This window comes from Cellulomonas sp. H30R-01 (genome assembly GCF_010119915.1).
Classification (GTDB): domain Bacteria; phylum Actinomycetota; class Actinomycetes; order Actinomycetales; family Cellulomonadaceae; genus Cellulomonas; species Cellulomonas algicola.
The window spans coordinates 4,018,632-4,042,988 of record NZ_CP048210.1 but is presented as its reverse complement, the minus strand read 5'-3'; the positions used below and the strand labels follow the sequence as shown (position 1 = coordinate 4,042,988).

Below are 24,357 nucleotides of genomic sequence, written 5' to 3'. Positions count from 1 at the left end.
CCGGCACGTCCCCCCGCACGAAGGGAGACGCCTCATGTCTCTCCCCCATCACCCCGGCCCCGCGCCCACCGGCATGGGCCGTGGCGGCGGCAACCCGCAGATGCGCGGCTTCGCCCGCGACCGGTCCGTCAGCCGCCGACGCCTCTCGCGCGCCACCCTGCGCCGGATCCTCACCTTCGCCCGGCCGCACCGCCGCGCCCTCGCCGTCTTCCTCGTCCTCATCACGCTCGAGGCCGGCGCCGGCGCGCTGCCGCCGCTGCTGTTCAAGCACCTCATCGACGACGGCATCACGCAGGGCGACACGCGCCTCGTCGTCCTCATCGCCGCCGCCGTCGCCGCGCTCGCGCTCCTGTCGGCGGGCCTCGCCGTCGCCGACCGCTGGGTCTCGTCCCGCATCGGCGAAGGGCTCATCCTCGACCTGCGCACCGCGGTGTTCGACCACGTGCAGCGCATGCCGCTCGCGTTCTTCTCCCGCACCCGCACGGGCGCGCTCGTGCAGCGGCTCAACGGTGACGTGCTCGGCGCGCAGCAGGCGTTCACCTCGACGCTCCAGAACGTCGTGAGCAACGCGCTCACCGTCGTGTTCGTCCTCGCCGCGATGCTCTCCATGTCGTGGCGGCTCACGCTGCTGTCGCTCGTGCTGCTGCCGCTGTTCGTGCTGCCCGCCCGCTGGTTCGGGCCGCGGATCGCCGCCGTCACGCACGAGTCGTACGAGCTCAACGCGCAGGCCGCGCAGACCATGCAGGAGCGGTTCAACGTCGCCGGCGCACACCTCGTCAAGGTGTTCGGCGACCCGGAGTGCGAGTCCGCCGCCTACGCCGAGCAGGCCTCCCGCGTCCGCGACATCGGCGTCAAGCGCGCCCTGTACGGGACCTGGTTCCGCGTCGGTCTCACGACGCTCGCCGCGATCGCGACCGCCATCGTCTACGGCCTCGGCGGCCTCGCGGCGATCCAGGGCGAGCTCACCGTCGGCGTCGTCGTCGCGCTCGCGTCGTACCTCGGCCGCCTCTACGGCCCGCTCACCGCGATGTCGAACGTGCAGGTCGACGTCATGACCGCGCTCGTCAGCTTCGAACGCGTCCTCGAGGTCCTCGACCTCGAGCCGACCGTCACCGACGCGCCGGACGCGCGCGACCTGCGCGGCGACGTCGCGCGGCACGGCGCGAGCGTCGAGCTCGACGCGGTCGGCTTCCGCTACCCGACCGCCGACGAGGTGTCGCTGGCGTCGCTCGAGTCCGTCGCGACGCTCCGCGCCGACACCGCCGAGGACACGCTCGGCGACGTCTCGTTCACGGTGCCTGCCGGGCACCTCGTCGCGCTCGTCGGTCCGTCGGGCGCGGGCAAGACGACGATCTCCCAGCTCGTCACGCGCATGTACGACCCGACGCGCGGCTCGGTCCGCATCGCCGGTACGGACCTGCGCGACGTCACGCTCGACTCCCTGCGCGCGACCGTCGGGGTCGTGAGCCAGGAGGCCCACCTCTTCCACGACACCATCGCGGGCAACCTGCGGTTCGCCCGGCCCGACGCGACCGACGCCGAGCTCGAGCGCGCCCTGCGCCAGGCGCACGTCTGGGAACTCGTCATGCGCCTGCCCGACGGCCTCGAGACCGTCGTCGGCGACCGCGGCTACCGCCTGTCCGGGGGCGAGCGCCAGCGGCTCGCGATCGCGCGGCTGCTGCTCAAGGCGCCCGACGTCGTCGTGCTCGACGAGGCCACGGCGCACCTCGACTCCGAGTCCGAGGCCGCCGTGCAGGCCGCGCTCGACGAGGCCCTGGTGGGCCGCACGTCGCTCGTCATCGCGCACCGCCTGTCGACGGTCCGCCGCGCCGACTCGATCGTCGTCGTCGACCGCGGTCGCGTCGTCGAGCACGGCACGCACGCCGAGCTCGTCGCCCGCGGCGGCCTGTACGCCGACCTCTACCGCACCCAGTTCGCCGCGGACACGGTCGACGCCGCCTGACCCGTCAGCGGTGGGACGTGCGGACCAGGCCGCCCGCGACCGTCTGGACGAGCGCGTCCTCGATCGCCGCCGCGCGCCAGTCGGGGCGCAGCGCGTCGGGACCGTCCGTCGCGGCCCACCGTCGCCAGGCCGTCCCCGCGTACGACCCGGCGTACGCCGCACCGAGCCCGACGAGCGCGGCGACGACGTGCGACCCGGGACTCCGCCGCTCGACGACCGACAGGGCGACGGCACCCAGTGCTCCCCCGACGAGCCGGCCGGTGAAGGCGGGGAACGCGGTCCGCGGCGGCGCCGACGGCAGCTTGTCCCCGGCCGTCTCACCCAGCACCGCGAGAGCGGCGAGCCCGCGCAGCAGCGCCGGTCCCGGCCCGTGCCGCCCGCGCGTCCCCGCGCCGACGGGCACACGGATCGCTGCGGAGGCTCGCCCGCCGACGGCGAGCCCGAGGACGGCGGACCGGATCACCACACCCATGCGCCGTGTCTACGCGCCCGACGCCGCTCCGGCATCTCGACCGCGTCCTCCTCGGGCGGAGGCGGCCGTCAGGTCAGCGGAAGCGGCCCAGGTGGATGCCGGCGAACGCGAGGGCGGCGATCGTCTCGCCGTCGCGGATCGTCCCGTCGCCGACGAGCGCCAGCACGTCGGCGAACGGCACGGTCCGCACGGTGTCGATGCCCTCCTCGACCCGGCCGGCTCCGTCGTCGTCGGCGAGCCGCGACAGCCCGCGCGCGAGGAACACGTGCTCGGGGGCGTCGGCGATGCCGTTGAGCGCGTCCATCCGCCCGACGGCGGTCCACTCGCGTGCGGCCAGGCCGGTCTCCTCCGCGAGCTCGCGCTGCGCGGCGACCAGCGGGTCCTCGCCGTCGGTGCCGCCCGCGGGGACCTCGACGGAGACGGCGCCGGTCGTGTAGCGGCGCTGCGACACGAGCACGACCTCGTCGTCGTCGGTGAGCGCGACGACGAACACCGAGTGGTTGCGCACCTCGACGACCCCGTAGACGCCGGGTCCGCCGTCGGGGCGCAGCACCTGGTCCTCACGCACGCGGATCCACGGGTTCTCGTAGACGACCCGGCTCCCGGTGGTGGTCCAGCCGGCGTGCTCGCTCACAGGTCGGCGGGGTCGACGAGGAAGTCGGCCTCGTCGGCGATCTCGCCCCCGAGCACGGCGTGGAGGGCGCGCGTCACGGCCTGGACCTGCGGTGCGGCGCGCCCGCGCGCGACCTTGTGCGGGAACGACGGCTTCTCCATCTCGAGCTCCTCGACGAGGAGCGGCTCCCAGTGCACGCGGTACGCGACGACCCCGCCGGCGGTCCACGGCAGGTCGCGCAGGAGCGGCGGCAGCTCGGTCTCGGCGGCGGCCTCGACCGCGATGGTCCCGTCGACGCCGAGGTCGACGAGGATGCCGTAGGACTCGGCGGGCGGCGGCGACGCGACCATGAGCTCGTCGAACGCGGCAGCCTCCGCCATGAGGCGGGCGCGCTCGACCTCGTCGTCGACGCCGAACTGCTCGAGCGCGGCACGGAGACCGGACCCACCCGCCTCGGTGATGCCCCCGGCGCCGCTGGTCGACCCGCGCCCGACGCCGGCCATGGGCCCGTCCCAGCGGGAGGTCGGCTCGGACAGCCGCGCACGCGGCACGACGGTCTGCACGACGCCCAGGGCCTCGGCGGGCTCGAGCCAGCGGTCGGTCAGCAGCGTGAGGTCGATCGCGCCGTCCACGTCGGGGGTGAGCACGACGCCGGACCCGCCGACCCGCACGGCGCCGCCGAGCCGGCGGGCGCACGCGACGAGCCACTGGACGACGCGCTCCTCCTCGCGGACGGGCAGCCCGTCGGGGAACGCGCGCTTGAGCCCGTCGCGGTCACCGCCCGGGAAGGGCCGCTCACCGCGCTCACGCGGGCAGTCGAGGTCGTACACGACGGCGGTCGACGCGGGCAGCCCGAGGCCCACGGCGTCCTCGGGCGAGACGCTGAACGGTCCGCTGAGCGCGGACAGCCGCGCGAGGCGCAGCGCGCGCACGGCGGGTGCGGCGGAGACCGCGCGGATGCCGAGCGCGGCGGTCACGGGTCGCACGAAGCCGCGCTGCTGCGGCACCTCCTGCGTCGACTCCTCCCAGTGCGCCTGCGCGAACCGGGAGATCGCGAGGACCTCGATCTCGTCGACCTCGATCCCCTCGGGCAGCCCGAGCAGGTGCCGGTCGCGGATCGCGGCGTCCTTGACGTTCAGCCGCGGGAGTGCGTCGGCCATCTGCTCAGACCTGCGTCCGGTGGAACGACTGGAAGGACCGCGACGCGGTGGGCCCGCGCTGGCCCTGGTAGCGCGAGCCGTACGCGGCGGAGCCGTAAGGCTGCTCGGCGGCGGACGTCAGGCGGAAGAAGCAGAGCTGGCCGATCTTCATGCCGGGCCACAGCAGGATCGGCAGGGTCGCGACGTTCGACAGCTCGAGCGTGACGTGCCCGGAGAAGCCGGGGTCGATGAAGCCTGCGGTCGAGTGCGTGAGCAGCCCGAGGCGGCCGAGCGACGACTTGCCCTCGAGCCGCGCGGCGACGTCGTCGGGGAGCGTGACCTGCTCGAACGTGGAGCCGAGGACGAACTCGCCCGGGTGCAGCACGAACGGCTCGCCGTCCTCGACCTCGACGAGGCGCGTGAGGTCCGGCTGGTCGACCGACGGGTCGATCACGGGGTACTTGTGGTTGTCGAACAGCCGGAAGTACCGGTCGAGCCGCACGTCGATGCTGGACGGCTGGAGCATCGCCGGCTCGTACGGGTCGAGGCCGACGCGGCCCGACTCGAGCTCGGCTCTGATGTCACGGTCGGAGAGCAGCACGGGCCCACGGTAGTCGTCCGGACGCCCGTCCGGTTCACCCCGTCCGGGTCGGTGGACACGCGTCGCCCGCGGGCGCTGCACGGACGTGCGGAGGGGCGACGTTCTCGATCTCGCGTGTGACGGCTATCATCCTTCCGTGAGGCGCGTGGGAGCGCTCTCGCACCGATCAGACGCCGCGTCAGACATCCCGACGACGGACCGCGCCGACGCGGATCCACGGGGAGGCGGGCACGGACGTCTCCGAGCACCCGAGGAAGTCCAATGCGGTTCGGCCACTTCGACGACGCGGCGCGCGAGTACGTCATCACGACGCCCCACACCCCCTACCCGTGGATCAACTACCTCGGGTCGGAGCAGTTCTTCTCGCTGCTCTCGCACCAGGCGGGCGGCTACTCGTTCTACCGCGACGCCAAGATGCGCCGACTCACGCGCTACCGCTACAACAACATCCCCGCCGACGCGGGCGGCCGCTACCTGTACGTCAACGACGGCGGCGACGTGTGGACCCCGTCGTGGCTGCCGGTGAAGGCGGACCTCGACCGCTTCGAGGCGCGGCACGGCCTGGGGTACTCGACGATCACGGGCGAGCGGAACGGCCTCGAGGTCGAGACGCTGTTCTTCGTCCCGCTCGGCGAGAACGCCGAGGTGCAGAAGGTCACCGTCACGAACACGTCCGACGCCCCGAAGTCGGCGACGCTGTTCTCGTTCGTCGAGTTCTGCCTGTGGAACGCGCAGGACGACCAGACGAACTACCAGCGCAACCTGTCGATCGGCGAGGTCGAGGTCGAGCAGGACGGCCCGCACGGGTCGGCGATCTACCACAAGACGGAGTACCGCGAGCGCCGCGACCACTACGCCGTGTTCGGCGTGAACACCCGCGCGGACGGCTTCGACACGGACCGCGACACGTTCGTCGGCGCGTACAACTCGCTCGGCGAGGCGGCGGTCCCGCGCGCCGGGAAGTCCGCGGACTCGGTCGCGTCGGGCTGGTACCCGATCGGCTCGCACTCGGTCGTGGTCGAGCTGGCGCCGGGCGAGTCCCGCGAGCTCGTCTACGTCCTCGGCTACCTGGAGAACCCGGTCGAGGAGAAGTGGGCCGACGACGCCCACCAGGTCGTCAACAAGACGGGCGCGCACGCGCTGCTGGGCCGGTTCGCGACGAGCGAGCAGGTCGACGCGGCGCTCGAGGCGCTCAACGCCTACTGGACGAACCTGCTCTCGACGTACTCGGTGTCGAGCACGGACGAGAAGCTCGACCGGATGGTCAACATCTGGAACCAGTACCAGTGCATGGTCACGTTCAACATGTCGCGCTCGGCGTCGTTCTTCGAGACGGGCATCGGCCGTGGCATGGGCTTCCGCGACTCCAACCAGGACCTGCTGGGCTTCGTCCACCTGATCCCGGAGCGCGCGCGCGAGCGGATCATCGACATCGCGTCGACGCAGTTCGCGGACGGCTCGGCGTACCACCAGTACCAGCCGCTGACGAAGCGCGGGAACAACGACATCGGCTCGGGCTTCAACGACGACCCGCTGTGGCTCATCGCGGGCGTCGCCGCCTACATCAAGGAGTCGGGCGACTGGAGCATCCTCGACGAGCCCGTGCCGTTCGACAACGAGCCGGGCTCCGAGGTCCCGCTGTTCGAGCACCTCACGCGCTCGTTCCAGTTCACGGTCCAGAACCGCGGCCCGCACGGCCTGCCGCTCATCGGCCGCGCCGACTGGAACGACTGCCTCAACCTCAACTGCTTCTCGACGACGCCCGGCGAGTCGTTCCAGACGACCGAGAACCAGGCGGGCGGTGTCGCGGAGTCGGTCTTCATCGCCGCGCAGTTCGTGCTGTACGGCGCCGAGTACGCGAACCTCGCGGAGCGTCGCGGCCTGGCCGACGTCGCGACCGAGGCGCGCAAGTACGTCGACGAGGTCCGCGCCGCGGTGCTCGAGCACGGCTGGGACGGCCAGTGGTTCCTCCGGGCGTACGACTACTACGGCAACCCGGTCGGCACCGACGCGAAGCCCGAGGGCAAGATCTGGATCGAGCCGCAGGGCTTCGCCGTCATGGCGGGCATCGGCGTCGGCAGCGGCCCGGACGACGCGGACGCCCCGGCGATCCAGGCGCTGGACGCGGTCAACGACATGCTCGGCACGCCGCACGGCCTGGTGCTCCAGTTCCCGGCGTACACGACGTACCAGATCGAGCTCGGCGAGGTCTCGACGTACCCGCCCGGCTACAAGGAGAACGGCGGCATCTTCTGCCACAACAACCCCTGGGTGATCATCGCCGAGACGGTCGTGGGACGCGGGGCGCAGGCGTTCGACTACTACAAGCGGATCACCCCGGCGTACCGCGAGGAGATCTCCGACACGCACAAGCTCGAGCCGTACGTGTACGCGCAGATGATCGCGGGCAAGGAGGCGTCGCGCGCCGGCGAGGCGAAGAACTCGTGGCTGACCGGCACGGCGGCGTGGAACTTCGTCGCGGTGTCGCAGTACCTGCTGGGTGTCCGGCCGGACTACGACGGCCTGGTCGTCGACCCGCAGATCGGCCCCGACGTCCCCTCGTACACGGTCACCCGCGTGGCCCGCGGCGCGACGTACGAGATCACGGTCACCAACTCCGGGGCGCCGGGTGCGCGCGGTTCGCTCACCGTGGACGGTGCCCCGGTCGAGGGCAACACCGTGCCCTACGCTCCCGCGGGGGCGACGGTCCGCGTCGCGGTCACGGTCTGAGCACGGCCACGAGGGACGGGGCAGGGACATGACGTTGCTCGACGCGGCGCCCACCGAGGTGCAGACGGACGACCCGCGGGTCGTCACGATCGCGGACGGCACCTGGGAGGTCGACGTCCTCCCGGGCACCGGTGCGTCGCTCGGTGCGGGCCGCATCCGCACGTCGGACGGCGTCTGGCGCGACCTGCTCCGTCCCACCAGCCGTGGCGGCCGCGGGGTCGTCGAGAAGTGCGCGAGCTTCCCGATGATCCCCTGGTCGAACCGCGTGCGTGACGGCGCGCTGACGTTCCGCGGCCGGACCCACCGGCTGCAGCGCGACTGCGCCGACGGCACCGCGATCCACGGCGCCGTCCGGTACGCGCGGTGGGACGTGCTCGACCGCACGCCGGCGTCGGTCACGGTCGGCATCGACACGCGCGAGCACGTCGGGATCAACTTCCCGTGGCACTTCACGTCGACGATCACGTACGCGGTGCGCGGCGGGGCGTTCGAGGTGACGACGACGCTGCGGAACGTCGACGCCGAGGCGTTCCCGGGCGGCTTCGGCCACCACCCGTACTTCCAGCGGTCGCTCGCACCCGTCGGCGCGGTCGCTCCGCGCCCGCTCGGCCACCCGGTCGTGCAGGTGCCGGCGCACGCGTGCTACCCGGGCGTCCCGATGCCGACCGGCCCGTCGGGCCCGCTCACGCCGCGTGCGGACTTCCTGGCCCCGCGCGTGCTCGACGGCGCGTTCATCGACGACGTCTACAACGCGCGTGACACCGACAAGCCGATCACCATCCGGTACGAGCAGCCGGACGTGACCGTGAGCCTGACCGCGGACCCCGTGTACGAGCACCTCGTGTTCTACGCGCCGCGCGGTCGCGCGTACTTCGCGATCGAGCCCGCAACGAACGTCAACGACGGCGTCGCGCTGTTCGAGGCCGGCGTCCCCGGTACCGGCGTCTTCGTGCTCGAGCCCGGTGAGGAGCGCACGGGGACGTTCGCGATCGCCGTCACGCTCTGACCTCACGCTCCGACGCCCGGGCCGCACCATCGTGCGCCCGGGCGTCGTCGTGTCCCGGCCCGGGTGCCCGACTCTCACGGACGTTCGCGGACCACACCCCGCGGCGTCGACGCACGACGCGCGCTGGCCGACGCGAGCACCGCCATCGCCGACCGGCACCGCGAGGCCGTCGGGGAACGGGTCTACACGCTGTTCGTGCGAGTCCTCGCGGACGTCGCCGACCGTCAGGAGGGCTGGCGCGCCGACCGACCACCCGCGGACGTCTGACCGCCACCCTCCGACCCCCGGGGCGCCGTCGGGCGTCGACCCGGACAAATCACCCGGACGGGCGGCGATCGCGCCCCTGACGTGCCCCTACGCTGACGCCGACCACGGTCGTCCGGCCACGTCGTCGCAACGGACGCGTCGCCCCGAGGCCACCCCGACCAGCGCCAGGACCGACCGTTGCCGAACCCCCGCCCCGTGGCCGCCGCGCTCGCGGCCGCGCTCGTCGCCGTCGTCCTCACGCCGCTCGCCGCATGGAGCGCCCCGACCGGCACAGCCCTCGCCGGCACGGCACCAGCCGGCACGGCACCAGCCGGCACGGCACCGACCGGTACAGCACCGGCCGGCCCGTCCGCGGACCCCGGTGCTCACGCCGACCTGCCCGCCTACGAGCACCCGGCCCCCGCCCCCGTCGAGCCCGACCAGGTGCTCGTCCGGTTCGCGCCGTCCGCGTCGCGATCGGCCCAGGGCTCGTCGCTGTCTGCGGCAGGTGCGACCGGCACGGGGGTGCCCGTCCCGGGCACGCGGTACGTGGCGGTCCCGGTCGGTGACGAGGACACCGAGGCCGTCGCCGCACGCCTCGCCGCCGACCCCCGCGTCGCTGCGGTCGAGGTCGACCACGTCCGGCACGCGTCCGGCGGGACCGACGACCCGCTGCTGCGCGACCTGAGCGGCGCGCTGGAGGCGATCCGCCTGCCCCGCGCCTGGGAGGCGAGCACCGGCGAGGGCGTCGTCGTGGCCGTCCTCGACTCGGGTGTCGACACGACGCACGAGGACCTCGTCGCGCGGATGCTCCCCGGCACGGACCTCGTCGACGGCGACGACGACCCGGCCGATCCGAAGGGCCACGGCACGCTCGTCGCCGGGAGCATCGCCGCGACGGGCGACAACGGCACGGGCGGCGTCGGCGTCGCCTACGACGCGTCGGTCCTGCCGGTCCGGGTGCTCGACACCCTGCTCACCACGACCGACTCCCGCGCCGCGGCGGGCATCGCCTGGGCGGTCGCGCACGGTGCCGACGTCGTCAACCTGTCGTTCGGCGCGCCCGAGCCGTCCGGCGTGCTGCTCGACGCGATCCGGTCCGCGGTGGCCGCGGGCGTGGTCGTCGTCGCGGCCGCGGGCAACACGGGCGACCAGGTGCCGCAGTACCCGGCCGCCTACGCGCCGGACGTCGACGGGCTCCTGTCGGTGTCCGCCACGAACGACGCGGGTGCGCTCACCGGCTGGGCGTCGTGGGGCGACACCGTGTCCGTCGCCGCCCCCGGCACGCTCGTCGTCGGGCCTCGTCCCGGCGGTGGGTACCAGTGGGGCTGGGGCAGCTCGTTCGCGGCGCCGCTCGTGAGCGGAGCGGCGGCCCTGGTCCTCGCCGGCACCCCGGGACTGGCACCCGCCGCCGTCGAGCAGCGGCTCGTGTCGACTGCGCGCGACGCCGGACCGCGCGGGTACGACCCGTACTACGGCGCCGGGCTGCTCGACGTCGCCGCTGCGGCGACGGCCACGTCGACGGTGCACGCGGCCGCGGGCGTGCCGCTCGACCGCGCCCCCGCCGACCCCGGCCCGTCCGACGACACCGCGGCGACGGCACAGCCGCTGGTGGGCGGCACGACGACCGCGACGCTCTCCCCCGAGGGCGACGTCGACTGGTACGCGGTGGACGTCCAGGCGGGCACCTACCAGGTCGAGGCGGGGTACACGGTGCCCGCGAGCTCGGGCATCGAGCAGATCCTGGACCCGAGGCTCGAGGTGCGGGACGCCGCCGGGCTCGTCCTCGCGACCGCGAACGCCGAGTCGGGCGGCTCGCCCGAGCGCGTGCAGGTCCAGGTCGCCGCAGCGGGCACCATCCGCGTCGGCGTCTCGAACGTGAACGGCTCCGCACCGCTCCCGGTCTACCGCTACCGCCTCACGGTCGAGCGGGCCTCCTCGGACGCGGCGACGACGCCCCCGACGCGCAGCTGGTGGACGTCGGCCACCCCGGCGCCGCACACCTCGGGCGTCGAGGCGCGGCCGACGGTGCGCGTCGGCTTCGCACGTGACCTGCGGACGTCGGACCTCACCGCCGCGCACGTCAGGCTGCGCGACGAGGCCGGCGCCGCGGTCTCCGCGACCGTGGGCTGGGACGCACCGGGCCGCACCGTGACGGTCACGCCGACGTCCGACCTGTCGCCCGGGCACCACTACTCGCTGGTCGTGGCGGGCGTGCGCGACACCGCGGGCGAGACGCTGCCCACCCCTGTGCGGGTGCCCTTCACCGTGGGCGCGGGCGGCGACCGGTACACCGCTGTGGAGCCCTTCCGCCTCGTCGACACCCGTCAGCCCGCCCCCGACGACACGTTCGGACCGGTCGTCTCGGGCAGGCGTCTGGTCGTGTCCCTCGCCGGCCTCCTGCCGCCCGACGCGACCGCCGTGGTGGTGTCCCTCGCGTCGACGAGGCACGACGCGGTCGGCAACGTGCGCGTGTTCCCCGTCGCCGCCGACGGCTCCGGTCCCGCACCGCGCGTCGCGAACCTCAACGTCGTCCCGGGGGTCGACCAGCCGAACCTCGCGACCGTGCAGCTCGGCCCGGGGCAGACCATCGCCGCGATGCCGGAGGGGCCGCTCACCGACCTCGTGCTCGACGTGTTCGGCTACTACAGCCCGGGTGGCGCGTCGGGCTACGTCCCGGTCACCCCGGTGCGCGTGCTGGACACCCGGGACGGCACCGGCGCCCCGGTCGGACCGGTCACCGGCGGGCACTGGGTCGACCTCGCGGCGGCGGGAGCGCACGGCGTCCCCGCCGACGCGACGGCCGTCGTGCTCAACGTCGCGGGCACGGGCGTCCGCGGGGGCACCTTCGTGTCCGTGCTGCCCACCCCCGACCTCGGCGTCGCGTGGACCGGACCGACGACGTCCAACCTCAACCTGTACCCGGGCCGCGACCAGGCCAACCTCGTCACCGTCAAGGTCGGCGAGGACGGCCGCGTCCGGTTCTGGGTCGACCGGTCCGCGACGCACCTCGTGGCGGACCTCGCCGGCTACTACAGCCCGTCGGGCCGGGACGGCCTGGTCCCCGTCGCGCCCACCCGCGTCGCCGACACGCGCTCCGCGCTCGGCTTCGCCGGGATCCTGCGCGCGGGCGTCCCCGCGGACGTCCGCATCGGCGGGACGTCCGCCGTGCCCGCGCAGGCGACCGCCGCCGTCGTCAACCTGGCCGGGGTCCAGCCGGCCTCCGGCACCCACGTCCGGGCGTTCCCCACGACCGTCCCCGCGACGCTGCCCGACGTCGCGAGCATCAACCTCGTGCCCGGCCGCGACGAGTCGAACATGGCCGTCCTGACCCTCGGTGCCGAGGGGAGGTCGACGTTCTACGCGCGGTCGGCGGACGTGCACGTGGTCGTCGACGTCTTCGGCTGGTTCCGCACGTACCGCTGACACGCCGGACGCACGATCGGATCACCCGACACTTCACCCGATCAGGTGGCGTCGCGTCGCTGGCCTGGGCCTACGCTGGCGCCGATCCGGACCGTCCGGTCACGCGCGCCGTCGCTGCGGGCACGCGGGCCTGAGGTCGTCCGACCACCTCAGGACCGACGATGCTGAAGTCACGCCCCGCCGCCGCCGCGCTGACGCTCGCGGTCGCCGCCGTCGCCCTCGTGCCCGCCGTCGCCTGGAGCGCTCCGGCGCCCGCGGCCGCCGCGGACCCGAGCACCGGCCCCGTCCTGCACGGTCGGGACGACCTCCCGGCGTACGAGCCGCCCGCACCCGTCGAGGCCGAGCCGGACCAGGTGCTCGTGCGGTTCGCCCCGGGCGCGTCACGGTCGGACCAGAGCGCGACGCTGTCCGCCGCGGGCGCGACCGGTGCCGGCAAGCCCGTGCCCGGGACGAAGTTCGTCGCGGTCCCCGTCGGGGACGAGGACCCCGCCGCCGTCGTGGAGCGCCTCGCCGCGGACCCGGACGTCGCAGACGTGCAGGTCGACCAGGTACGGCGCGGCTTCGGCTGGACGAACGACCCGCTGCTCTCCTACACGTGGCCGTACCTGGACCTGACGCGTCAGCCCCGTGCGTGGGAGGCGTCGACCGGGCAGGGCGTCGTCGTCGCGGTCCTCGACTCGGGCGTGGACTCCACGCACGAGGACCTCGCCGCGCGCATGCTCCCCGGCTGGGACTTCGTCGACAACGACGCGACGCCGACCGACCCGAACGGGCACGGTACGCTCGTCGCCGGCACCGCCGCGGCCAGCGGCAACAACGCCAAGGGCGCCGTCGGGGTCGCGTACGACGCCTCGATCCTGCCGGTCCGCGTCCTCGACGCCGCGGGCAACAGCACCGACTCGCGCGTCGCGGCCGGGATCGCCTGGGCCGTGGCGAACGGCGCGGACGTCATCAACCTGTCCCTCGGCGGGCCGGGCGCGTCCACCGCGCTCCGCGACGCGGTCCAGTCCGCGGTGAGCGCCGGCGTGGTCGTCGTCGCGGCCGCAGGCAACGAGGGCGACGAGGTGCGGCAGTACCCCGCCGCCTACGCGCCCCAGATCGCGGGACTGCTGTCGGTGTCGGCGACCGACTACTGGGGCGCGCTCGCCGGCTGGTCGACCTGGGGTGACACCGTCTCGATCGCGGCGCCCGGGAACGACGTCGTCGGCCCCGGCTCCGGCGGCGGGTACGTCATCGGCTCCGGCACGTCCTTCTCGGCCCCGATCGTCAGCGGCGCCGCCGCGCTCGTGCTGGCACGGACGCCCGCGCTCTCGCCCGCCGACGTCGAGCAGCGTCTGGTGTCGACCACCCGGGACGCCGGCCCGCGCGGGTACGACCCCTACTACGGCGCCGGACTCCTCGACGTCGCGTCCGCCGTGACCGCCGCGTCGACACCCCGCGCCGCGACGGGCGTCGCGCTCGACCGCGCGGCCGGCGACCCCGGGCCGAGCGACGACACCCCCGCCACCGCACGCACCCTCACGGGCGGCGCCGCCACGGCGACGCTGTCGCCCGAGGGCGACGTCGACTGGTACACCGTCACCGCCCCGGCCGCGGGCACGTACCGGGCACACGTCGGGCAGACGTCCGCCGGCGACCCGTCCACCGGGCCGCTCCTCGACCCGGTGGTGCAGGTCCAGGACGCGTCGGGGGCCGTGCTCGGCCAGGCGGACGACGGCGAGGTCGGCGAGCCGGAGGACGTGTTCGTACGGGTCGCCGCGGCGGGCACCACGCTCCGCGTCGGCGTGTGGAACGCGAACGGCTCCGCACCCACGGACAGCACCTACGAGGTGCGCGTCGAGCAGGGCCCGACCGCGCCGTTCACGCCGACCTTCACGCCGCCGGCGGACCCGACGCGGTGGGACGTCGGCGTGCTCGCCGCGGGCGACCTCACCGGCGACGGCAAGGACGACGCCCTCACGGTCGAGCTCCGCGGCGGCGTCTACGTCTACCCGGGGACGGGCGCCGGCACCCTCGCGACGCCCGTCAACGTGCCCGTGCCCGGCATCGCGATCGACGGCCACGGCGTCGCCGTCGCCGACCTCGACCGCGACGGCGACAAGGACGCGGTCGCGACGACGACGACGGGCTTCGTCCTGCTGAAGCAGGCGGCGGGCGCGCTCAGCGTCGCCGGCCAGACGGCCGTCTCCTTCGGCGGCACCGCATGGGGCGGTTTCGACATCGCCACCATCGACTGGGACGGCGACGGCGACCAGGACGTCGTCGTGTCGACCGCCCGGCCGAGCATCCAGGTCTTCCGCAACGACGGGACCGGGCAGTTCACGGCGATCGCCGAGGCGCAGTCGCAGCAGTACCTCGCGGTGGGCGACGTGACCGGCGACGGCAAGCCCGACGTGGTGACGACCCACGCCGTGCACCCGCAGGCGGTGGACGGCACGCTCGCCGCACCGATCACCCTGCCGTCGGCGGGCGGCCCGCTGGTCACCGCCGTGGCGGTCGGCGACGTCACGGGCGACGGGCGGCTCGACGTCGTCCGGCTCAACGGCAGCGCGGTGCGCGTCGACGCCGCGCTCGCGGGCGGCGGCTTCGCCCCGACCAAGGAGTACCCGGCCGGCGGCGAGTCGGGCGGCGACCTCGTCATCGGGAGGATCGACGGCGACGCGCGCGACGACGTGCTCGTGTCGAACGCCTTCGACATGCGCGTCAGCCTGCTCCGCGGGCTCACCGACGGCACGCTGTCCGCACCCCTGCCGTCCCCGATCGAGCAGACCGTCTACGACCGGCCCGGCCAGCTCGCGCTCGCGCACCTCGACGCGGACGGACGCGTCGACGCGGTCCTCGCCGAGCAGGGCGTCATCGCGCTGCAGCAGACCGTCCCGTCGGCGACGACGACCCGCGGCTGGGTGCTCGCGACCAGCCCGGCACCGCACACGTCGGGCATGCTGCCCCGCCCGCCCGTGCAGGTCACCTTCGCGCGCGACCTCCGCACGGCCGACCTGACCGAGGAGGCCGGGTACTTCCGGCTGCTCGACGCGACCGGCTCGCGCGTCCCCGCGACCGTCGGCTGGAACCCGACGACGCGCACCGTGACGGTGCTCGCGAAGAGCGACCTGGAGCCGGGCCAGCACTACTCGCTGCTCGTCTCGGGCGTCCACGACGCCGCCGGCGCCACGCTCCCGGCCCCCGTCCGGGTGCCGTTCACCGTCGCCGCGGGCGGCGACCGCTACACCCCCGTCGACCCGTTCCGCGTCGTCGACACCCGCGACGCGGGCGTGCCCGAGACGTTCGGCCAGCTCGCGTCCGGCGAGCGGCTCGTGGTCTCGTTCGCCGGGCTGCTGCCCGCCGACGCGACCGCCGTGGTCATGTCCGTCGCCTCGACGCGGCACAGCTCGTTCGGCAACGTCCGGGCGTTCCCGACGCAGGTCGACGGCTCGGGCCCCGCACCGCGGGTCGCCAACCTCAACGTCGTGCCCGGCGTCGACCAGCCCAACCTGGTCACCGTGCAGCTCGGCCCCGGTCAGACCGTCGCCGTCATGCCGGAGGGCCCGACGACCGACCTCATCCTCGACGTGTTCGGCTACTACAGCCCCGGTGGCGCGGCGGGGTACGAGCCCGTGACGCCCGTCCGCGTGCTCGACACGCGCGACGGCACCGGCGTCCCCGCCGGACCCGTGATCGGTGGCCGCTGGGTCGACCTGAAGATCGCGGGCGTGCACGGCGTGCCGGACGACGCCACCGCCGTCGTCCTCAACGTCGCCGGCACGGGCGTGCAGGGCGGGACGTTCGTCAGCGTGGTCCCCACGCCGGACCTCGGGGAGCCGTGGTCGGGTCCCAGCACGTCCAACCTCAACCTCTACCCGGGCCGCGACCAGGCGAACCTCGTCACCGTGAAGGTCGGCGAGAACGGGCGCGTGCGCTTCTGGGTCAACCGGTCCGCGACCAACCTCGTCGCCGACCTCGCCGGCTACTACACCGCGACCGGCACCGACGGGCTCGTCCCCGTCGAGCCGGTGCGCGTCGCCGACTCGCGCTCGGCACTCGGCTTCTCCGGCCAGCTGCGCGCAGCGACGCCTCAGAACGTGAAGATCGGCGGCACGACCTCGGTGCCGATCGACGCGACCGCGGTCGTCGCCAACCTCGCCGGTGTGCACCCCGCGTCGGTGACGCACGTCCGCGCGTTCCCGACGACCGTCCCCGCCACGCTGCCCGACGTCGCGAGCATCAACCTGGTGCCGGGCCGCGACGAGTCGAACATGGCCATCCTGACGCTCGGCGACTCCGGCCGGGTCACGTTCTACGCGCGGTCGGCGGACGTGGACATGGTCGTGGACGTCTTCGGCTGGTTCCGCACCTACCGCTGACCACGGGGAACGCCTCGTCCCGCTTCGGACCCGACGACCGGGACCGACGTCCCGTCGGCCGGCCGGCCGACCACCCGGTCGGATCTCCTCAGGGTGGCCGAAGCGCCGCTAAGGTGTGCGCCGCACCGCCGCACCCGTCGCGGTGCGGCCCTGGGGCTCGCCCAGCCGACGAAACGGACCACCGATGGCCCCGCCCCGTCTCGCGACCCGCGCCACGCTCGCCGGCGTCACCCTGCTCGCGCTGGCCGTCCCGCTGCCCGCGGTGGCCGCGCCGGAGGACGCCGGACGGTCGCCCCGCGCCGATCTGCCGGCCGACCCGGACCGCAGCGGGATGACCGCGTACGCCCCGCCGACGGGTGGCGCCCGCGTCCCGGAGCAGGTGCTCGTCCGCTTCGCCCCTCGCACCTCGGGCGCGCAGCAGCGGTCGGTGCTGGGCGAGGTCGGCGCCGCGACCGACGCCACCGTGCCGGGCACCGGGTTCGTCGCGGTGGACGTCGCGGGTGCGGACCCGCAGGCGGTCGCCGACGCGCTGGCCGCCGACCCGCGGGTCGCCGAGGTCCAGGTCGACCACGTGCGCACCGCCTTCGCCTGGACCGACGACCCCGCTCTCGGTCTCGCGTGGCCGTACCTCGATCTGGTGCGCGCTCCCCGCGCCTGGGAGGCGGCGGCGGGTGCGGACGTGACGATCGCTGTGCTGGACACCGGTGTGGACGCCACGCACGAGGACCTCGCGGGCGCGGTGCTGCCGGGCACGGACCTCGTCGACCATGACGCCGACCCGTCGGACCCGCAGGGTCACGGCACGATGGTCGCGGGCATCGCCGCGGCGCGCGGCGACAACGGGATCGGCTCCGTCGGGACCGCCCACCGCGCCTCGATCCTGCCCGTGCGGGTGCTCGACGCCGACGGGTTCGCCACCGACTCGACCGTGGCCGCCGGCATCGCCTGGGCGACCAGCCACGGTGCCGACGTCGTGAACCTGTCGCTCGGCGGCGATGCACCGTCCCCCGTCCTCGCCGCGGCGATCCGCGGCGCCGTCGACGCGGGCGTGGTCGTCGTCGCAGCCGCGGGCAACGACGGTGACCAGTCGCCCATGTACCCGGCCGCGTACGCGCCCCAGATCGACGGTCTGCTCGCGGTCACTGCGACGGACGACGCGGGCGCGCTCACGACGTTCTCGAACACCGGTGACTGGGTCACGCTGGCCGCTCCCGGTGACCGGATCATCGGCCCCGGCCCGGGCCAGGCGTACCTCGCGGGGACGGGCACGTCGTTCGCGGCGCCCTCCGTCGCGGGCGCCGCCGCGCTCGTCCTCTCGCACGAGACGGGGCTCGGCCCCGCGCAGGTCGAGGCCCGCCTGGTCGGTACCGCCCGCGATGCCGGCCCCAAGGGCATCGACCCGTTCTACGGGGCAGGGGTGCTCGACGCGGCGTCCGCGGTCACCGCGACGGACGCGCGGCCCGCCGCGCTCGCCGTCCCGATCGACCGTGCGCCGGGTGACGCGGTCGACCGGTGGCGCTCGGACGACGACACGATCGACCCGGCGCCGCTCTCGCTGGCCGCCCAGCACGTGCGGACGCTGTCGCCCGAGAACGACCTCGACTGGACGCAGCTCGACGTGCAGCGCGGCTGGTACGACGTCCGGGTCCGCGCCGGCGGGGACCTCGACCCGCGCGTCGAGGTCCAGGACGCCGACGGTGACCTGCTGGGCCGCGTCGACGACTTCGGCGACAGCGACGAGGCCACCGTCCGCATCCGTGTCCGGGACGCCGGACCCGTGCTCGTCGGCGTCTCGCAGCGCAACGGCGCGGCGAGCGCGTCGCCCTACACGGTGGACGTCGAGGCCGCGGACCAGCCGCTGTTCACGCAGGGGGACGTGCTCGCAGGCACCGACGGCTCCACCGGCGTCGCGGTGGGTGACGTCGACGGCGACGACGTGGCCGACATCGTGGCGGGGACGTTGCCCGTCCACGTCTTCCGCGGTGCGGCCGCGGGCGGCTTCGGCGCTGCCGAGACGCTCTCGGTGCCGGGCAGCGGTGCGCGTGTCGAGCGGCCGGTCGTCGCGGACCTCGACGCGGACGGTGACGACGACGTCGCGGTGCCGACCTCGGAAGGCGTGCAGCTCGCGCTCGGCGGTCCGGACGGTCTCACGCTCGGCGCGGTCCTCACGACGACCGCGCCGCGGCTCGTCGGCGGGGACGTGGACGGCGACGGAGACGTCGACCTGGTGGCCGGCGACGACACGTCCGCACGGGTCCTCGTCAACGACGGCGCCGCGCGCTTCACCGCGGGTGCGGGCGTCACCGGGTCCCTGGGTGTGCGGCTGGCGCTCGGGGACGTCGACGGCGACGGCCGGCTCGACGCCGTCGGCACGCATGCCGTGAGCCTCCAGCGCCCCGACGGGACGTTCGCGGCTCCGCTGACCCTGGCGGAGCCCGGGACGCTCTGGCTGCACGGCGTCGAGGTCGCCGACGTCACCGGCGACGGACGCGTGGAGATCCTCCGGACGCGGTCGGACCCGCCGGCCGTCCTCGTCAGCTCGGTCACCGGCGGTGCCGTCCAGACCCGCGAGGTGCCGGCCGTGGGCGGGCCAGGTCCCAAGGCGATCGCCACCGCCGACGTCGACGGGGACGGCCGCACCGACGTGCTGACCTCGAGCTCGGGCGGCCTCCTGACCTTCCTGCAGCGGGCGGACGGGACTCTGGCCGCTCCGCTCGTGAGCCCGTCGCGCGACGACGCGTCGCACGAGCCGTGCACGCTCGCGACCGTCGACGCCGACCGCGACGGCCTGCTCGACGTCGTCGAGCTCACGTGGACGGGCGTCGCCGTGCGGACGCAGTCGAACCTCGACGCGCCTCCGACCGAGGCGGGCTGGTTCGGCAGCTTCGGCGGCAGGGTCTCGCACAGCTCGGGCGAGTACCACCCCGCGAAGCCGTTCGGGACGGAGTTCGTGTTCTTCCGGCGGGCCCTCGACGCCACGTCGGTCACACCGGGCACGGTCCGCCTCGTGGACATGACCACGGGTGCCGACGTCCCGGCGACGCGCGTGTACGACACCACGGGCAGCCCACGCGTCGGGACGATCCAGGTGCGGCCGACGGTCGCGCTCACGCCGGGGCGGACGTACCAGGTCGTCATCGACGGCGTTCGCGACCCTGGCGGTGCGGTCCTGCCCCGACCGATCCGCCGGTGGTTCACCGAGGGCGCGTCCGGGGACCGGTTCACACCGGTCGAGCCGGTCCGGGTCCTCGACACCCGCCGCCCCGAGTACGGGGGCCCCGTCTGGCCGGGCAACTGGGAGCGTCTGAACCTCAGCGCCCATGTGCCCGCCGACGCGACAGCCGTCGTCCTGTCCGTCGCCGCCACCCGGCAGGACTCTCTCGGCAACGTGCGCGTCTTCCCGCGTCCGTCCGGGTACAAGCCACCGCCTGTGGTCGCCAACCTCAACGTGGTGCCCGGGGTGGACCAGCCGAACCTCGTCACGGTGCAGCTCGGAGTCGAGCAGTCGGTGGTGCTGCTGGGCGAGGGCATGAGGACGCACCTCGTCGTCGACCTGTTCGGCTACTACGCGCCGGGCGGTGCGGCCGCGTTCGCGCCCGCCACGCCGACACGCGTCCTCGACACGCGCGACGGCACGGGTGTCAGGCCCGGTGCCGTCACGGGCGGCCACTGGGTCGACCTCGACGTGGCCGGGGCGAACGGCGTGCCCGACGACGCGTCGGCCGTCGTGCTGAACGTCGCGGGCACCGCGGTGACCGGCCGGACGTTCGTCAGCGTCTACCCGACGCCCGACCTCGGCTCCGGCGTCGACCGGCCGACGACGTCGAACCTCAACCTGTACCCGGGGCGCGACCAGGCCAACCTCGTGACGGTCAAGATCGGCGAGGGCGGCCGCGTGCGGTTCTGGGTGGACCAGGCGTCGACCCACCTGGTCGCGGACCTGGCCGGCTACTACTCGGAGACGGCGCCGAACGGGTTCGAGCCGCTCGCACCGACCCGGATCGGCGACACCCGGAACGCGGTGGCCTTCCCGGGCCGGCTGGCCGCCGGGACGCCGGTGGACATCACGCTGGCCGGGAGCGACGTCCCGCCTCGGGCGGTGGCGTTCGTCGCGAACGTGGCCGGGGTCCACCCGGACCACGTGACCCACGTCCGGGCGTTCCCGACGACGTCGCCCGCCTCGCTGCCGGACGTCGCGACGATCAACCTGGTGCCAGGGCGCGACGAGTCCAACCTCGCGGTGCTCCGCCTGGGGGTCGACCGGAAGGTGACGTTCTACTCCCACTCGTCGCGGACAGACCTGGTGGTCGACGCCTTCGGCTACTTCGCGACGTTCGACTGAGGAGCGGCGGTGGTCGTCAGAGGTCGAGGACGAGCGTCGCCCCCCAGTCGTGCGTGCGCTCGCGCCGGAACCCGACGCGCTCGTAGAACGCGATCGCCCCGGTGTTGCGTGCGTCGACGCCCAGGTGCAGGCCGGTCACGCCGCGGGCCCTCAGCGCGTCGGCCAGCGCCTCGATGAGCCGGCGCCCCCAGCCGTGCCCCTGGGCGCGCGGCAGCAGGTCGATGTGCAGGTGGGCGGGGTACCGGTCGTACAGCTCGTCGGGGCTGCCGGTCCACTCGTGGATGCGGCGGACCAGCACGTGGTCCTCGGTGCCGTCGCCCGGGTCATCCCGGACGGGGTGCTGGGCGCGCAGCGTCGGCCACCAGTGCGTCTCGAGCCACGCGTCGAACGCCGGGGTGTCGGCCGTGCCGACGACGTAGCCCACGACGCCCTCGTCGTCGACCACGACGAACGCGAGGCCCGGGTCGGCGACGGGGTACGGGCCGGCGTAGACGTGCGCGAGCAGGTCGGGGTTGCGGTAGAGGTGCGTCGCGTCGCCGCCCGCGGCTCCCGTGAGCAGGCAGATGCGGTACATCGCGGCCAGGTCGGACGGGTGGTACGGGCGGAGCACGGCTGCCATGCGCCCGACCCTCTCACGGGCGCCGCGGGGGCCGGGCGGGTTCGGGTGCGCGGCCGTGCGGACGCGACTTCGCGGGGCACGCCGTGCCGGGTATGCTGTCGGGGCCGACGACGGCGACCGACGTCTCCGGGGCTCCGCGAGCCCCTGACGAGCGCAGAGGTCACCGACCGGACGGTCACGCGGGTGTAGTTCAATGGTAGAACTTCAGCTTCCCAAGCTGATGGCGCGGGTTCGATTCCCGTCACCCGCTCCACGCGATCGCCTCGGCCGGTACCCCTCGGGTGCCGGCCGTCGTCGTTCCCGGGTCGCGTGTGCGCGGGCGCGCTACTCGGCGGCCGGGTTCCAGCCCGGCATGCCCGGCCAGTGCGCCCACTCCTCGAAGTGCCGGACGCGACCGTCGCCCGCGAACCGCAGGATCCACAGGTCCCGGTACTCGTGGGGCTCGTCGCCCCCGTAGTGCACCTCGACCCGGACGACCGCGGTGTCGCCCTGCACCGCGACGGGTTCGGCGCGCATCGTGAAGGGGGTGTCGTCCGTCCAGAACTCCCGGACGGCCTCGAGGCCGTCGAGCCCGTCGTCGTAGGCGGACCGCAGGTAGCGCACGTCGGCGGTGAAGAGCTGGTCGAGGCCCGCGACGTCGTTGCCACGCCACGCCCGCTCGTACCCGTCGACCCACGTCATGACGTCCATGGGGTCGAGTGTCGCGCCCGGCACGCGGCTCCGCACCGGCAGGCCCGGACGGGGCCGGAGGGGCAGCGGGCGCCCGTCCGGACCGCGCGCCGCCGGAGGCGGTCGCCGACGGCACGAGCCGGCCCGCGACCAGGGCGGACGTCCAGTTGCGCACGTCCGGTGAAGGGCCCGGTGAGGCCCTTGTGGCGCGCGCGAGGGCGTCGAGAGGGTGGGGGCGGCGCGTGCCGGCCAGCAGGCCGCACAGGGGCGGCCGACGGCACGCCGGCAGGGGGAAGCATGCAGTTGCGCAGATCAGCACGCACGCTCGTCGCGGCGCTCGCCGCACTCACCGTCGCCGCCGCGGTCGTCCCGACCGCGACCGCCGCGTCCGCGGCACCCACCGGCGGAGGTGACAGGACGTCCCGCACCGAGGCCGCACGCGTCGACCGCGTGAAGGTCCCCGACCTCGGCTGGTTCGACTGCAGCCCGCTCTTCGGGTCCACCGCCCAGTGCGGGGTGGCAGCGCTCCCCCTCGACTACGACGAGCCGCGCGGGGCGACGACCGACGTCGCGGTGCTGCGGATCCCGGCGAGCGACCCGGCGCGGAAGATCGGCACGCTGTTCCTCAACCCCGGCGGGCCCGGCGGGTCGGGCGTCGAGATCGCGGCCGCGGCGCCGCAGTTCCTGGCCCCCGAGCTGCTCGCGCGCTTCGACATCGTCGGGATCGACCCGCGCGGCACCAACTACAGCAGCAACGTGCAGTGCTTCAAGGACGTCGGACAGCAGGCGGCAGCGGTCTCGGGGCTGACGGACGTCGCGTTCCCGGTCGACTACGCGGAGACGAAGGCCGCGGTCGCGTCGTCGGAGAAGTTCGGGCGCGCGTGCTCGACGACGGGCAAGCCGCTCTCCGGGTCGATGTCGACGGCCGAGGTCGCGCGTGACATGGACGTGCTGCGCCGCACGTTCGGCGACGCACAGCTCACGTACCTGGGCTTCTCGTACGGGACCTACCTGGGCAGCGTGTACGCGAACCTGTTCCCCGACCGCGTCCGCGCGCTCGTGATCGACGGCGTGCTCGACCCGACCGCGTGGGCGGGGACGCCCGCGACCGCGTCGGTGCCGCAGACGCAGCGGCTGCGCTCCGGCGAGGGCGCGTGGAAGGCGCTGCAGGAGATCCTCGACCGGTGCGCCGACGCCGCGGACGTGTGCCAGACGGCCGCGCTCGGTGAGCCGCACGCGGTCTACGACGAGGTGATCGACGGCCTCAAGCAGCAGCCGGTGGACATCGTCGACCCCGACACCGGCGAGGTCGTGTTCACGCTCACCTACGCGACGTTCGTCTCGTTCCTGCTGTCCGACCTGTACGCGCCCGACGGCTGGCAGTGGGTCGACTCCGACCTCTCGTTCGTCGCGTCGCTCCAGGCCGGCGGCACGGGCACGCCGGAGGGCGCCCAGGCGAACGCCGCGCTCGTCGAGCGGTTCCGCACGCTCCAGGCGGAGCAGGACGCGGCCGCGGCGCAGGAGGCCGCGCAGCGCGCCGCGCTCGGCCTCGGCTTCCCGTACCCGAACGGGCTCGACGCGTTCCAGTCGGTGCTGTGCACGGACGGGCTGAACCCGTCGAAGGCGTCGCAGTGGCCCGCCGCGGCCAAGCGCGCCGACGCGGACGCCCCGGGCTTCGGCCCGCTGTGGACGTGGGCGTCGGCGCCGTGCGCGACGTCGACGTGGACCGTCAAGGACGAGGACGCCTACCGCGGCCCGTTCTCGCGCTCGTCGGCGCACCCCGTGCTCGTCGTCGGCAACTACTGGGACCCGGCGACGAACTACGACGGCGCGGTCGGGGCCGACGCCGTCCTCGGCAGCAGCCGCCTGCTGTCGAGCGACAGCTGGGGCCACACGGCGTACGGCACGTCGGCGTGCGTGACCGACGCCGTCGACAGCTACCTGCTCGCGGGGACGCTGCCCGCCGAGGGCACGGTGTGCGTGGGTGACGCGCAGCCGTTCGTCGTGCCGGACCAGGCGCGCAAGGCCGCACCGCAGCGCACGCTGCCGCCGGTCGTGCCGCCGCTGCCGGGGGCCGCACCGCGCGGCTGACGTCGCCACGCCGCGCGACGCGGGGAACGAGGGCCGGGTGCCGTCCGACGGTGCCCGGCCCTCGTGCCGTCGCGCGAGA

13 protein-coding genes and 1 tRNA gene are annotated in these 24,357 nt (G+C 74.6%); 8 read left to right on the top strand and 6 right to left on the bottom strand.

Annotated features, from left to right (window positions below; translation table 11 throughout):
- Nucleotides 1-34: 34 nt before the first annotated feature.
- Nucleotides 35-1,963: an ABC transporter ATP-binding protein gene (locus tag GXP71_RS17955; RefSeq protein WP_162353775.1), complete on the top strand. Its 1,929-nt coding sequence runs from the start codon at nt 35-37 to the stop codon at nt 1,961-1,963.
- A gap of 4 nt (nt 1,964-1,967) precedes the next feature.
- Here the strand turns inward: GXP71_RS17955 and GXP71_RS17950 are convergent, their stop codons facing one another.
- From GXP71_RS17950 to dcd, 4 genes are all read right to left on the bottom strand, one after another.
- Complete coding sequence (locus tag GXP71_RS17950) at nt 1,968-2,435, bottom strand: hypothetical protein (protein ID WP_124341906.1); 468 nt, start codon at nt 2,433-2,435, stop codon at nt 1,968-1,970.
- A 73-nt stretch (nt 2,436-2,508) separates the two neighbouring features.
- Complete coding sequence (locus tag GXP71_RS17945; protein WP_162353774.1) at nt 2,509-3,069, bottom strand: NUDIX hydrolase; 561 nt, start codon at nt 3,067-3,069, stop codon at nt 2,509-2,511.
- Entirely contained in the window at nt 3,066-4,208 is a 1,143-nt protein-coding gene (locus GXP71_RS17940; RefSeq protein WP_162353773.1) for a hypothetical protein, read from the bottom strand. Before GXP71_RS17940 ends, GXP71_RS17945 begins: the two co-directional genes overlap by 4 nt.
- A 4-nt stretch (nt 4,209-4,212) precedes the next feature.
- Nucleotides 4,213-4,788, bottom strand: a complete 576-nt coding sequence (dcd, locus tag GXP71_RS17935; protein WP_162353772.1) for a dCTP deaminase — start codon at nt 4,786-4,788, stop codon at nt 4,213-4,215.
- A gap of 261 nt (nt 4,789-5,049) precedes the next feature.
- Between dcd and GXP71_RS17930 the strand changes: the two genes are divergently transcribed.
- The 5 genes from GXP71_RS17930 to GXP71_RS17910 all read left to right on the top strand — a co-directional run bounded on the left by GXP71_RS17930 (nt 5,050) and on the right by GXP71_RS17910 (nt 20,899).
- Nucleotides 5,050-7,518 carry a GH36-type glycosyl hydrolase domain-containing protein gene (locus GXP71_RS17930; RefSeq protein WP_162353771.1) on the top strand — a complete coding sequence of 823 codons (2,469 nt, stop codon included), beginning with the start codon at nt 5,050-5,052 and terminating at the stop codon, nt 7,516-7,518.
- Nucleotides 7,519-7,546: 28 nt separating this feature from the next.
- Nucleotides 7,547-8,524 (top strand): aldose epimerase, encoded by a 978-nt coding sequence (locus GXP71_RS17925; RefSeq protein WP_162353770.1) that lies wholly within the window; start codon nt 7,547-7,549, stop codon nt 8,522-8,524.
- Nucleotides 8,525-8,968: 444 nt separating this feature from the next.
- Complete coding sequence (locus GXP71_RS17920; RefSeq protein WP_162353769.1) at nt 8,969-12,196, top strand: S8 family serine peptidase; 3,228 nt, start codon at nt 8,969-8,971, stop codon at nt 12,194-12,196.
- Between the two features lie 161 nt (nt 12,197-12,357).
- Complete coding sequence (locus tag GXP71_RS17915; RefSeq protein WP_162353768.1) at nt 12,358-16,557, top strand: S8 family serine peptidase; 4,200 nt, start codon at nt 12,358-12,360, stop codon at nt 16,555-16,557.
- Nucleotides 16,558-16,741: 184 nt separating this feature from the next.
- A complete protein-coding gene (locus GXP71_RS17910) occupies nt 16,742-20,899 on the top strand; it encodes a S8 family serine peptidase (protein WP_162353767.1) in 4,158 nt (1,385 codons plus the stop codon).
- 16 nt (nt 20,900-20,915) lie between these two features.
- Here GXP71_RS17910 and GXP71_RS17905 read toward each other — a convergent pair whose 3' ends face one another.
- Nucleotides 20,916-21,518 (bottom strand): N-acetyltransferase, encoded by a 603-nt coding sequence (locus tag GXP71_RS17905; protein ID WP_162353766.1) that lies wholly within the window; start codon nt 21,516-21,518, stop codon nt 20,916-20,918.
- Nucleotides 21,519-21,697: 179 nt separating this feature from the next.
- On the opposite strand from GXP71_RS17905, the gene GXP71_RS17900 reads away from it, so the two are divergent.
- A tRNA-Gly gene (locus tag GXP71_RS17900) sits at nt 21,698-21,771 on the top strand.
- Between the two features lie 71 nt (nt 21,772-21,842).
- Here the strand turns inward: GXP71_RS17900 and GXP71_RS17895 are convergent.
- The gene (locus GXP71_RS17895; protein WP_162353765.1) at nt 21,843-22,208 is read right to left on the bottom strand and encodes a nuclear transport factor 2 family protein; all 366 of its coding nucleotides are present in this window, start codon (nt 22,206-22,208) and stop codon (nt 21,843-21,845) included.
- A gap of 276 nt (nt 22,209-22,484) precedes the next feature.
- Here GXP71_RS17895 and GXP71_RS17890 point away from each other — a divergent pair, with 276 nt between their 5' ends.
- Nucleotides 22,485-24,278 carry an alpha/beta hydrolase gene (locus tag GXP71_RS17890; protein ID WP_162353764.1) on the top strand — a complete coding sequence of 598 codons (1,794 nt, stop codon included), beginning with the start codon at nt 22,485-22,487 and terminating at the stop codon, nt 24,276-24,278.
- Nucleotides 24,279-24,357: the final 79 nt, after the last annotated feature.